This window comes from Bacillus sp. TH19, from assembly GCF_016651075.1.
Lineage (GTDB): Bacteria > Bacillota > Bacilli > Bacillales > Bacillaceae_G > Bacillus_A > Bacillus_A mycoides.
This window is the reverse complement of record NZ_JAEKEO010000001.1, coordinates 291,907-304,848: the sequence shown is the minus strand read 5'-3', so window position 1 is coordinate 304,848 and position 12,942 is coordinate 291,907. Positions and strand designations below refer to the sequence as shown.

9 protein-coding genes are annotated in these 12,942 nt (G+C 31.8%); 1 reads left to right on the top strand and 8 read right to left on the bottom strand.

Annotation, left to right across the window (positions count from 1 at the left end):
- Positions 1–113: 113 nt before the first annotated feature.
- From JFU54_RS01500 to JFU54_RS01475, 6 genes are all read right to left on the bottom strand, one after another.
- The gene (locus tag JFU54_RS01500) at positions 114–1,541 is read right to left on the bottom strand and encodes an S-layer homology domain-containing protein (protein ID WP_201063644.1); all 1,428 of its coding nucleotides are present in this window, start codon (positions 1,539–1,541) and stop codon (positions 114–116) included.
- A gap of 195 nt (positions 1,542–1,736) precedes the next feature.
- A complete protein-coding gene (locus JFU54_RS01495) occupies positions 1,737–2,135 on the bottom strand; it encodes a DUF4320 family protein (protein WP_046956950.1) in 399 nt (132 codons plus the stop codon).
- Positions 2,136–2,163: 28 nt separating this feature from the next.
- Positions 2,164–2,616 (bottom strand): hypothetical protein, encoded by a 453-nt coding sequence (locus JFU54_RS01490; protein WP_201063508.1) that lies wholly within the window; start codon positions 2,614–2,616, stop codon positions 2,164–2,166.
- A gap of 16 nt (positions 2,617–2,632) precedes the next feature.
- On the bottom strand, positions 2,633–4,126 hold the full coding sequence (locus tag JFU54_RS01485) for a CpaE/TadZ family protein (protein ID WP_201063507.1): 1,494 nt from the start codon (positions 4,124–4,126) through the stop codon (positions 2,633–2,635).
- Positions 4,127–4,145: 19 nt separating this feature from the next.
- Complete coding sequence (locus tag JFU54_RS01480; RefSeq protein ID WP_201063506.1) at positions 4,146–5,099, bottom strand: hypothetical protein; 954 nt, start codon at positions 5,097–5,099, stop codon at positions 4,146–4,148.
- A 686-nt stretch (positions 5,100–5,785) separates the two neighbouring features.
- Complete coding sequence (locus tag JFU54_RS01475) at positions 5,786–6,919, bottom strand: hypothetical protein (protein ID WP_201063505.1); 1,134 nt, start codon at positions 6,917–6,919, stop codon at positions 5,786–5,788.
- Between the two features lie 2,091 nt (positions 6,920–9,010).
- Here JFU54_RS01475 and JFU54_RS01470 point away from each other — a divergent pair.
- The gene (locus JFU54_RS01470) at positions 9,011–9,751 is read left to right on the top strand and encodes a MerR family transcriptional regulator (protein ID WP_002069459.1); all 741 of its coding nucleotides are present in this window, start codon (positions 9,011–9,013) and stop codon (positions 9,749–9,751) included.
- A 34-nt stretch (positions 9,752–9,785) separates the two neighbouring features.
- Here the strand turns inward: JFU54_RS01470 and JFU54_RS01465 are convergent, their stop codons facing one another.
- Entirely contained in the window at positions 9,786–11,240 is a 1,455-nt protein-coding gene (locus JFU54_RS01465; RefSeq protein WP_002069458.1) for an FtsZ/tubulin family protein, read from the bottom strand.
- 14 nt (positions 11,241–11,254) lie between these two features.
- Positions 11,255–11,668, bottom strand: coding sequence for a hypothetical protein (locus JFU54_RS01460; RefSeq protein WP_078205620.1), 414 nt, complete (start codon positions 11,666–11,668; stop codon positions 11,255–11,257).
- Between the last annotated feature and the right edge of the window lie 1,274 nt (positions 11,669–12,942).

The following is a 12,942-nucleotide window of genomic DNA, read 5'->3' as shown; positions in this document are numbered from 1 at the left end:
CTGTACCTAGGAAGGTACGTAAGGTGTGTCCTTTACGTATATTAATTTATACTAAACAATTCAATTATTGTTTTCAACAATACCATAATTATCATTCAATTACAATATATAGATTACTTAGTTTGAACTTGGATATACATCATTTGATCTGCTGTTGAATGTCCAATTCGAATTTTATAATTACCTTTTTCATAATTACTTGTTTTTAAAGTTTCAATTGTTTCTTCAATCTCTTTGTCTAAATTCAACTCGTTATTTAATAAAGTAACCCACTGCTTAGTCAATTCAACAATAGCATCATTAGTGTATAGGAAATTAATTTCAAAATCATCTTTATTTTGACCAGAAACATGTAGTTGAGACTTAAATGTACCCGCTGGCAGATAAATATTTTCCTTATCTACTAAAGTTACTACTCCACCAATTTCACCATATTTTAAGTTCAAATTATATTTTTCATTAATAGATTCAACTAAATTTTGTCCTTCTTTTGATACAGATGTCTTTGAAGAGGCAGTATTTTCAAAAGCAGTTTGATTTACCACAACATTATCAGATATAAATTTCTTATCAATTTCTACACCTTTAGGAAGTTCAACTTCTGGTTTTGTTTCAGGCTTTGTTTCTGGTTTTGTCTCAGGTTTCTCTTCTGGTTTTGTCTCAGGCTTTGTTTCTGGTTTTGTCTCAGGTTTTGGGTCTGGCTTCACTTCTGGTTTTTCTTCTGGTTTTGTCTCAGGTTTTGGGTCTGGCTTCACTTCTGGTTTTTCTTCTGGTTTTGTCTCAGGTTTTGGGTCTGGCTTCACTTCTGGTTTTTCTTCTGGTTTCGTTTCAGGTTTTGTTTCTTTTTCGATTACATTAATAGAGTTATATAAGAATTGGCTATATTGTTCACGGGTTACATGTGTATATGGTGAATACATCTTACCTCCTGTACCAATAGTAACGCCATTTTCTTCTAATGCACTAATTGCTTTTAATGCCCATGAGTTTTTATCAATGTCAGTAAACGATGTTGTCTTAGTAGCTTTGAATTTGAAAGCATTTGTAAGTACTTGTGCCATTTGTTCACGAGTTAAAATATCATCTGGACCATATTTCCCTTCACCATAACCACTTACAAGACCTGCTTTAGCAAGTGCTAAGATTTCTTTTTCAAACATATGTCCTTTGATATCAGTAAATGGATTTTTGAAGCTAGCATCTGCATCCGCTGGTTTTACGTACATATAAATCATACGAGCAACTTGCCCACGAGTGACATTATCACCAAAACCAAAGATATTATTTCCGTACCCTTGCACCACTTTACGATTTGTTAAATCATAAATTGCTTTCGTAGACCAGTGATCTGCTGGAACATCATTGAATTTTAGTAAATCTGTTTTATCAGCGGCTTTCGCTGTAAATGCTCCTGCTCCTAATAAAGATGTTCCCATAATTGTTAGTGCTGTTGCTGTTTTTAAAAATTTGTTAGCCATTGTTTGTTCCTCCAAGTATATTAGTTTTTTTACAGATTCCTTTATTGTACCTAAATTGAACATAAAATCTAGATGTTTTAACATATTAATTAATTGATTAGCGTTTTTTATGACCGCTGTTCTATATGGAAAATATTACCATATAAAAATAGGCTTGTAAAGTATTTTTATATATTTATTTTTAAATATATTTTTCTAGCAAAAAAACTACACTTTTCTCAGCATAGTTTTCTTACCCAGATTTATATTATGTCTGCTCTATTCACGAAAGAATACTTTTCCTACTCCCTCACGATTGCTCCAAATTGGCGCTTTTACTCCGTCAACACCAATCAATTTAAATATATAAAACTGATGTTCCGATTTAATCTTAAAATATAGAGGTTGGTTACGATCTACTCGTCCTTTTGTAAATTCATATTTCCACCCATCCATATTTTCTGCCTTCATCTTTTTCTCAATATCAGGGATTAAATCTACGTTTTCCCCATTATAACTATATTGAAATCCGCCTGTTCTTTCAGCTAACTCTATCGTATTAGAAGCAAAATTATGTGCTTTGACCAATTGAATACCATATAGTACGCCTTCCGGGATTAAAGAGATAAAGAATAGAAAAAGAGTTAATAATAGAGCTGTTGTTACGGTATTTTGCATACTGGTTCACTCCTTACTGTTCTTGGCCCTATTGTATTATGTTTCCTCCAGGTTGTTTTTTATCAGAGGTAGACTCAAAAATATAGATGTTTCGTGCTTTACTTTTAATTGTTCCTTTGTTCTCATCAAATTGTTTTAGATAGCTCTTTGCATCCACATTTCCCTCAACTGCAATCATTGCTGGCTTGTCCTGGATAACATGAACAGAAAAATCACGCTTTGACGCAGGGTCTTTGAATGCCGCATTCTGCTTGTACGCTTGCTCGAACTCTTTCTTTGCTAGTTCTGGATCAATGGCTATTTCTTCCTCCGCACGTAAAGTGCCGACTTTTACTGATTTATATAAGGCAGTATTGCTACCTTTCTTTAATGCAGCCTTATTGTCAGTATGTGTTGTATCCCCAATCACCATATCTGTTACAAAGAAAAGACAGCCTATGAATAAAAGTAGCGCACCCGCAGCTATTATAAATTTTTGCATTTTTTATCATCCCTTCTTAATTTTCGGTCTTTCGGAAACGAAATCCACTTAATATAGAGCTTTTCTTCTGGTTCAGCAATTCGTTTGGTAGTAATAACTCTGCTATCTTCTTCATTATTCCTTCTAACTCTCTATAATAGTTACGACTTGATAGTAACGTACTACTATTCAACTGTGCTTCAAATACATCCTCAATCCCATAAGGTGGTATAGCTGCTAATAACTTCTGTCCTAAACATTCTTCCACTACCTCGTGTTTTAACAATGATGATGAAAATTTATTCCCAATTACTTTTGTTTTCTCTAATGCTAAGTAGGAAACTAACTTTCTTTCTTTTTGCGTAAGAGGGTGTGCTATCTTTAGCATTTGATGAAGATCCGGCTCCGCTACAAAGAATATGTAATCCGCCATCTCGCATATCTCTTGATATAAATCTTTGTCCCAATCATTACCCGCATCAATAATAGAAATAGGTGCTTCTTGGTTCCCCAACAAGACCTTAATGAAATGGTCAAAGTCTTGCTCTGTTTCATTTTTCAATTCTTGGTCCACAATCGGATTCTTTACGATAAAGTTTATCTTTCCTTGCTTCCACTTTGGAATCGATAATATATCGGATTCCTTCTGTAACATCTCTTTATAGCGCTGTAACATGAACTCGCTGCGATAATTTTCTGGTGCTTCTGTATAGCCCTTTAATAGTGGATACGTATACCCCTCATCGTATAAATTCTCTATATAGTTCACATCAATCTGTAGTTCATTCAAATAGGCAGCTAGGAGATGCGAAACAAAAGTAGCTCCACTTCTCCTATTCATACTGGCCACAACAATTGTTTTCCTTGGAATTGCTATACCAATCTGCTTCTCATATACAGGTTCAAACGATAATTTATATTGCTTTTTAATTATTGGTGCTTTTGCCGTTTCCTCTTGTACAGACTTACGTTTTTGTTTGTTTTTAAATATTTTTGACTTAGAGGCAGGTTCATCATTGCTTCCTTCCTCTAAGTCACTTGGCACTTCCTCTTCTTCCTCAGCAGGAATGTCCGGTAATTTCGTTTGTTGCGGTACCTGACTTGCTCCAACAATCTCGGCTACATTCTTAATATCCGACTCCTGTAGCAACTGCGGGATAACTTTATTATCAATATCAATTCTACGAGAGTTGAAAATGTCATAGATACCTAGATAAATCAGTTTCGCCAAAAACTCATCATCATTTTCACGTTCTGTAAAAACTACAATACGAATATCTCGATTAAAACGTATATCCCTTAACTTCTGTATGATAATCAATTCACGTTTATCTTCCTGTCCCGCATCAATATTTAATCGTTTGTCATTAATACATAGAATCTCGGGTTGTTCCGTATCTAGAATTTCATCTAGATATTTAATATGCATCACATCACTATCAGCCACTTCAAATCCCGCGCCAACAAAATCTTCTCGTAAATATGCCGTATATACAGTATCACTGATGGCTAATACAATTTTTTTGACCATGGTAGACCTCCTTTAACTTTTAGCGTTGGATTAAAATCATGTTTTCAATTGGAATTTGCGCCTGTTGATGAATCTTCCCAAAAATCTCATTCAGAATATACTCCACTTCAACTTGTTCCAATGGTCGTGGTGCCTCAAAATCAGAATTAAGTTTTATTCGTATTTCCAGTCGATCTTGAATTTCATTTAATGGTGTATCGAGATAAAGAATTCTGTAGTATAAAACACCATCTTCAATGCTTTTTTGAATCATATCTCTTGTTTGATGAATAAATGTAACCTCTGCAAGCTCAATGAAAGGATTGTCTATCGTTACTCCGCTATTCCAAGTTAGATTCCAAATCTCACAATGTTCTTCCGCATGCACAACAACTCCATTTACTGAAGGCGTAATTGCAAAAAGACGATCTACAGGAACTTTAGTTAAAGTAGTGGTATCCCCATTCACTAGTTCCAATCCTTTTTCCAATCGTTCGTGTTCAAACGCACATTCAGCGCCAGCAAATGCAATTTCGCAAAATACTTGTTCTAGTAATGGACGAATCCCCTCAAATGTTCGTATTGTAAATACACTAAATTCCTGTGTTTCATCTGTTCGAATGATTTCATATAATTCAAACTCAGATGCATTTACTAAAGCAAAAGGAATATCTTTAATAAGATTCGAATCAGTATATAGCTCCTCTGGAATGTGGGTTTCAGGATGATGTACAAACTCAAGGCATAGTTGATATCCTTTTAAAAATGCATTCTTGGCTGCTGCTGGGAATAGAGTTTCAAAGCGCTTTACATTGTTCTTAAATTTCTTTTCTTCAACTTCGTTATTAAACTCCCTTTCTTGTAGGATATTAGCTTTGTTACCTAACAATAAAAAGTAATGATTAATGATACGACTAATACTTTCTTCAAACGTTGAATTATCCTCACAATACTTTGCAAATCTCTCTTTACTCATGCTTACAATTTCATTCATAGTTCTGATTTCTCCCTTTCAAATGTTATTAATACATAAAAAAAGACACACCGATGGCAGGTTATGTGCCTTCGGTGTGTCCGTTTAGCTAAAGAATTTATCTATTAATTTGTATATTTATCTTAGTAAATTGTTGTTCATGTATTAGAATACATCTCTGAATTTTAAAAGTCAACAGTTTCAAAAAATCCTAATACTAATATATTCACTTATATTTTTCTTATTTTTTATGTATCTAATCTAAAGAAAACAATATTTCAAATAAAAATATATTCAAGTATTTTATATAAATAATACAAGAATCATATATAACTAAACTCAATTATTAAATATAAAGAGAAAATACAAGTGCTTATGAATCCTTATATACCATACGTTCTTTTATAATAAACCAAATTACATATCGTACTATCCCCATTACATACAAGTAATGAATCATAAAAAACACAAATTAAGAAGCTAAATATCATATTACTAAGAATTCACAGGTTTTTATATATAGTATTAAGATAATCACAAGTATTGAATCGAATTATAAACAAATTGAATCGTATCCAAAAGCAGCATAAAGTGTTTATATATTTACGTAAAAACGCCGGTAAAGACATTTCCTTAATAAAAAAACATGTCAAATAACCCTTGCTTTTATGTGATTTTTTAACAAGGGCTGCTGCTTACTATATTTTTTAAGATTTTATGAAGTCTGGATAGGCACCATTTTGATTATAATAATTCATCATTACATCGTGTCTTTCTTCTACAGACAAGCTTTTTTCCGTAAAATCAGTCCAGAATTCTCTAAATTGCACTCGCATAAATGCAGGAATAGAGAATATTTCTTGCTCTTTCGTATAATTTTCAACCTGATCTAATGCATAAGTCATTGCAGTAATCAGTAATTCGTTTTGTTTTTTCTTTGTTGGCATGTATGCAGCAATGTCCACAATTTCCTGTTTAAATGCAATTATCATATTTTCACGATCTTTCTTTCGTAATGATTGTCCCATATACTTTAAACGAGATACTGCTTCCTTTCTGCATTTCGCTACTGGCCTATGTAAATCTTTTTTATCATTCTCCATTACACAGTTTGAAAAAAACACCACATTGAACTTTTCAATGATGACTTGCTTCACCTGTTTTCTAACACGCGCTATGCGAGAGTCGCTAGACTTCTTTTCCTTAGAATCAATTGCTGTAAATTGCACAATTGGTTTTAAAATTTCTATGTATTGTCGTACCTTCTTTGCATTACGATTCAATTTATCCTTTAAAAAAGCCATTCTTCTTGTAATCTCGAACTCTTGAATCTGGTGCTTATAATGCTCCATACCAATTTTTCTCGAAAAAGTATTTATTAATTCTAATAGGAACATAATCCCTCTGTTATCACGAGCCTTTACAAGACTACTAAGTATAGTTGTTTGAATAAGATGAAATGGAATTCGGAAATATGATAGTGATATATCTGTAGTTTTTGCAGCAGTATGGTTATACAAGGCATAATCTACAACCTCATATACAGTACGATTTCCAACAGGTGTCTCTTTTACGAGCCTATGCTCCAAGCAAACTTGAAACCCCGTATAAATTGTTGTGTAGGGAATCCCACTTTTCTTAGCAAGATCCATGATTTGAAATTCACGTGGTAGCATACCAATATCATTACATTCAAAGTGAAGCAAGATATAAGTAGCTAAAGCTGAAGATGGTAATTCTTTTCGTTCATTTTCTAGTTTCACGATGTTTAATAATCCATCGAAAAACTTAACCCCATGAACCTTAAAGTTCTGTTGGGAAAAAGCCATTTGCGCATTCATAGTCTTCTTTTACTCCCCTCCCCAAAAACACAAAAAAGACACACCGCTGGCAGGTAATGCGCCTTCGGTGTGTCCGTTTAGCAATTTTTTTATTTATTTATTTGTATATAACCCTTAAACAATTGATATTCATGTATAGATTATCTTTATAAAATTAAAATGTCAATACATTTTCTCATTTAAATTTTATAAGAAATAAAACCTATAATTGATTTAATTAGAAGTTGTACCGTAGATATCTTCTTACTGTTAATAATATGCGTTCGACTTCCTATCATTTCCATTTGAATAGACTTTCCCCATAACAACCACACTTTTTTTAGCGTAACACTATCAGTATGTCCAAGTTTAGAAGATTACTTGCAAAAACTTTAGAGTTTTTGCACCAAAACCTTTCAACCTTTATATACAGCCGGATTTTCAAAACTACTTAGTACATAATTAACTCACATATTAATGTTATGTAAACAATTAAAATTCATTCCAGAGAATGCATTCACATTAACATATCAACTGACATTAACATGTAATCAAATTCCCGCTGTTAAATGTTGATTTCATATCAATATTTAACAGCGGAGAACAAGTATACACACACATTCATTTGAAATCATTAACAACCTTATAAGAAACATTTCTAAATGACTAGAATTATAAATACCTATAGAACCTGCCCAGGCTTGCACCATAGTTAAAAGCTAACAAAATATAATAAAACTTATAAACCAATACATACTTCAGTGTATTAATAACCTCTATAACAAATCTCAATTATTTTTTTGATATATTCCACCTAAATAAACACTACTTCGATGGAGCTTCAAAATTCACTCTTAACTCTATGGAACTAAACCCTTAACAAGTTGTCCTTTTAGTTGATACAAAATTAACAACAAGTATAGCATCGTATTCAAATATCAATCTCTTGTTAATAGCATTATAGTTTCATGTTAATGATAATAATATAGATATTCTTAACAATATCACTCAATAACCGGTCAACATGTTAATTTCATTCTCTTTATTCACTTTGTTATTTGCATACATAATTAATCAATTAACACCGAAAAGGTATTGATCGACTTATTTAGATGGTCAAAAGGAAACTTTAGCATATTTAACCTTCATATCAAAGTGTTCTATAAAATCCATCACTATATATTTATTTTATTTATATATTAATCAAAGCGATTATTGAACATTCTATGTTGAAAGCGCCCCTTTATGGAAGACCACCATAGATACAGCAGGCGCCTATGGTTATTTTAGTTGATAAGACATTAACATTGATAGGAGGCTGTTCTTGTGTAATTTGTTTCATATCAATGTCACATTCTATGTTAATGTCAATACAAACCCAAGATTCGCCCCTGGATCGGATGATTTTCACCTTTATTAAAAAACAAGGCGTTTTATGTTAGATAAATAACGGCTTTAAGTTGTTTAAAAGCTACCAGTATTAAATTAACTATGCAAATCCAACCAAGTATCCTATACCATATTAAAATACTCGTACATTTCACATTAATGGCAGCGTAGAGTGGGAATTAACTCTTACAGTTTATTTATCTTGATTCTGCTCCTATATCGCTAAGTACATTTAAATTCACCAAATAATACTAATGTAGTAGTATTATTACCTTTTTCTCTAGTTTTTATACATTATAATTTAAATTCCTTAGTTTAGTATGCTTGTTTTTCCATAGTATACTTTAATTATATCCTTATAACTTATTTACAAAACACCTATATTTCCTTATCATTAATATTAAGTGACATGATTTGTTAATCTCATGGCAACTATCATTAATCTTACTAACATAAAAGATAGGTATTTTCATCGATAGAACATTACCATTTAGACACTTAGAGTTAACAGTAATATCAACAAATCAAGCATATTACGTGTTAACAGTTAATGTTTTGTTAACAAACATTCGGTTACATGTTAATTTTATATTTCATGTCAATTACTGAACAGGTAGGGATTTACATGATTATTATCGAATTAATGCCTAACATGTCAATTTCAGTTTACATGTTAATTACAAATAGGGTGTTTATGAGTTGATTTTTAAGGAGGTAGTTACAGTGATTGACCAAAAAAACGAATCACAAGACCATCAAACTAATGATGATGACATATTAAATGATACTGTTTTTGAAAAAGCATGGCGAATAACTGAATTTTCTAAACTAGTCGGGCGTCATCATAATACTGTTTATAATTGGTTCAACATTCTAGAGGAAAAAGGGCTTCACGAAACTTTAAGAACCCAAAACACAAACGAAAAACTCTATAATACGTTAGATCTTGAAATTGCTCTATTTATAAAACAAAAAAGAGATGAAAAATGGTCTTTAGATGCCATTATTGACCTTTTACCACACCAGTTTGATTTAAGACCAGTTTCACCAGAGAATCAAACAAATGAAGTATCTACCGAATTAAACCTTCAAGCCGCTGCAGAAATTATCGAAAAAATGGTAACTAAGCAGTTAGAAGAAAAAATAAAACATATTGAATCTCATTATGAAGAAAGGGTTGAAAATATACTAAAACAGTTACCACAACCAGAAGATGTAGAAACCATAAAATTACGCCAACGCCAAGATAGACTGGATAATTTCATTATTGAGCATAGAGCACGTCAGGAATTAAGAAAACAAGCAGAAAGCCTGTGGAATAGTAAACCTGAAGAAGAGCGTACTAGAAAAGTAGGGTGGTTTAAAAAAGAGGAAGATTTGGGTAGAAAACAACTCTTCATTGAGCAGTACATACAGGATAATATTATTGATTATATAAAATCTCTTATGAATACTGTGGAATAACAAAAAAGTCTGGATCTTTATCCAGACTTTTTCTTTATTTTGTAGTACCGAACATCTTATCTGGATCTAGGAAATCCGCAAATTCATCATCTTCATTTGCTCCAGCATCTTTATTTTCTTCATCACTACCCATATCAATAAAATCTCCAAATGCAAAGCCTAAGTCGTCATCATCATCTACATTCTCTATTGTACTAATTTGAGACTTTGTGTACTGAATTTGGCTTTGTCTTTCTTTAAACTCATTAAATTCTTCAACTAAACCTTTAGATAACCTTGATGGTAATGCATCAGTTTTATAGAACGTATATACACTTCCTAAGAAATCATTCTTACTTACTAAATACCCGTTAAAAACGGTACCATTTATAGGTAGATTATTTGAAACTTCTACTTTAGCATCATCCATAAAGGAATCATCAATGTTTTTTTGCTCATCTAAGATAGCCAGCATGCCAAAATGATGTACTCTTGACGCTTCAACAGAACCATCGTTATTTTTCTTCATCAAATCAATTGGAGGATGGAATGAGCTTCCTCTTAATGACTCTTGGAACATCTCTATAATTGCATGGCTATTTTCTATCTGGTTCATATTGCGTGAAACCTTATTAATAACTAAACAGCCCGTTTTCTCAAGTAAAATACGTTTAAAGTCTTGAGAATCAAGTATTACAGATGTACCAGATCCATTGGCAGCAGTATTTAACTCATGAATAATCTCACTAATGCGTTGATTTGCATAGTCTCGTGAATTGGCAATACCTTTTTTCTCATTTTCATTTAATTTCTTAAATTCATCATAAAAGTGCTGGTTATCAGCAAATACTACAAATGCTACACCTTTTGATTTATCATTTGCTAATTTCCAAATCTCCTGTGAAAATTTATTTACTTGTCGTAATACATCTGGCCCATCTGCTCGGACAGGCAGTGTTACAACAATCCCCATTTTTATAAAGTCTTTGCGTTCAATAGCATTTTCAAAGGCGATTCTCGTAAACTTCGCTTGATTTGCTTTTATTTCAGCCATTGGGTATTGCTGTGCAACTTTTTGTAATTCTTGTCTAATTACTGGCTTATTATGAAAAGCCGAAAACTCTTCAATGGCCTTAATGATTGTAGAGGTTCCTGTGCCTCCACCAAGTCCTGCAAAAAACAAAACAAGTTCATCAGATGGTCTTACACGTTCAGTTATAAATTCTTTTAATTTTTCTTTTGCGTCATCATTTGAATCAAGAACCTTTACCGCACGCTCAGGGTTTTTACCTAAACCACCTAATTTAAGTGAAACTTGATTGCTTTTTGGTACATTTTTTAGTTCGGCTAGATCCCCATCATTACTATTTAGCGCTAAGCAGTTATATACTGCTGTTCCGTCTGTATGTTTATATTCCGCAAATTTATCTACCATTCTAGTACCAGCTTGACCAAAACCAATCATCGTCATTTTAACTGCTACTTCATTCTTCAAAAAGTTCTTTGCCATTATTTTATCTCTCCTTATTCACTTTTTTTTCTTTTTCCTAATTCAATAAGTACTTGTTGTCCTCTATAAGTTAAGATTAAAAATTTATATGGGTGCATAGTCTTTTCATAAATTAAAGACATTGATGATAATGTACTCACACTTATTTCAGCCGAACGCCTTGATATATTTGTACGTTCAACTTCTAATGAATAAGATTTTCCTTTTGTTTTCTTTACTCTCCTGTCTATAACTACATTTTCCACTATTTCATTAATGGATATGCCCCTCATATATGTTGTCTCTTGAAATTGTTTGTTTACTACGTTTCCTATGTATAGAAATACACTGTATAGTATCTCATCTTGTTCAAGAATATCAGCAAACATGTTTACTACTTCATCTGCAAACTTGATTGTTTGATATTTTTCACTTAAAACCTCGTTCAAGTTGTCCCCCCCTTAAAGCATTGGTTAATTATTCCTAGAAACATAGTACATCATTATACGTCGTATATCAAGTAATTCTATATAAAACTTATATATAGAACTTATAAGTCTCTTAATAAAAGAAATCCTTATTTTACATAGGTTCTTATATACGATGTATATATAAAGCGTATATATGATATATCAATCTCACACTTCATGTAATTCACATTTTAACAAGGATTGATTTACTATCATGACTACATGAAATGAACATATCAAAAAATAGCTCTATTTTATTAATATAAAACTTATAAATTATCAATCCAAAACCTTGTGCATTTTATATATACACTTTGTATATACAGCGTACATTAAACACTATATATATCAATAAATTCCATTCTTATATATATCAATTTCACATCAACACTACATAGTAAGCGGTACATGTAAGTTGTGTGTATAAGAATTATATGTACCGCTTATATAATAATGAGGGAAAAGTTCTGTATTTTAATAATTAACATTGCACTCATCTATTTATATTGATTAAAAGCTTCCATTAAGTTTCTATAAAAATTCATACTTCATTTTCCCTTCATTAACAATTTGCTTTTACATGATTCATCTCTTGTTAGAAAAGGGATTGTTAATGTTATGTTAATGCATTTCTTCACTTAACTTAACTCTTTTATTAATTCGCACAACTGTGTATGCAGTAAAAACAAGGGTGCTGCATGTGAATCCAATTTCTTATCAATTTCAGTCATTCCTAAAAATCTATTAGGGAAGATTGTTAATTTCATATCCACAAAATTACTCAATCATTTTAAACACTTTGTAGTTTAAAATGATTGAGTAGTTTACTTCGATCGTTCTGACATTTTCACTCCATTATTTTCATATGAACAAAAGACGGTATCTCAAAATTTATTATGTAGTTTTATGGTTTAGTGAATGGGGATCTAAATTAAGGTAAAGAGCCCATGGACGTATTTATACCATGCCGTTGATTCAGAAAGAAATAACATTAATTTTCATCTAAGTAAATTGATGATTCAACACAAAAGGAAAAGCCTACAAAAAATTGAATCTCGCACTGAACCAGTAATAGAAGTAGACACTCAATCACAAAAAAGAAATTAATAATCTAATAACGAGGAAAGAAAATCACTCTTTGTTATCAAAATCCTTTTTATAATTCTTGAATAATTTCAATCCATAAAAATCTTAATATTCCTATCTACGTCTTGTTAGGGCGGTATAACATCACTTTATTAGTAATTTTTCTT

Excerpts from the sequence above, each read along its gene's own strand:
- JFU54_RS01480 (WP_201063506.1), bottom strand. The coding sequence starts at position 5,099 with ATGAATGAAATTGTAAGCATGAGTAAAGAGAGATTTGCAAAGTATTGT.
- JFU54_RS01490 (WP_201063508.1), bottom strand. The coding sequence starts at position 2,616 with ATGCAAAAATTTATAATAGCTGCGGGTGCGCTACTTTTATTCATAGGC.
- JFU54_RS01475 (WP_201063505.1), bottom strand. The coding sequence starts at position 6,919 with ATGAATGCGCAAATGGCTTTTTCCCAACAGAACTTTAAGGTTCATGGG.
- JFU54_RS01500 (WP_201063644.1), bottom strand. The coding sequence starts at position 1,541 with ATGTTCAATTTAGGTACAATAAAGGAATCTGTAAAAAAACTAATATAC.
- JFU54_RS01495 (WP_046956950.1), bottom strand. The coding sequence starts at position 2,135 with ATGCAAAATACCGTAACAACAGCTCTATTATTAACTCTTTTTCTATTC.
- JFU54_RS01485 (WP_201063507.1), bottom strand. The coding sequence starts at position 4,126 with ATGGTCAAAAAAATTGTATTAGCCATCAGTGATACTGTATATACGGCA.
- JFU54_RS01465 (WP_002069458.1), bottom strand. The coding sequence starts at position 11,240 with ATGGCAAAGAACTTTTTGAAGAATGAAGTAGCAGTTAAAATGACGATG.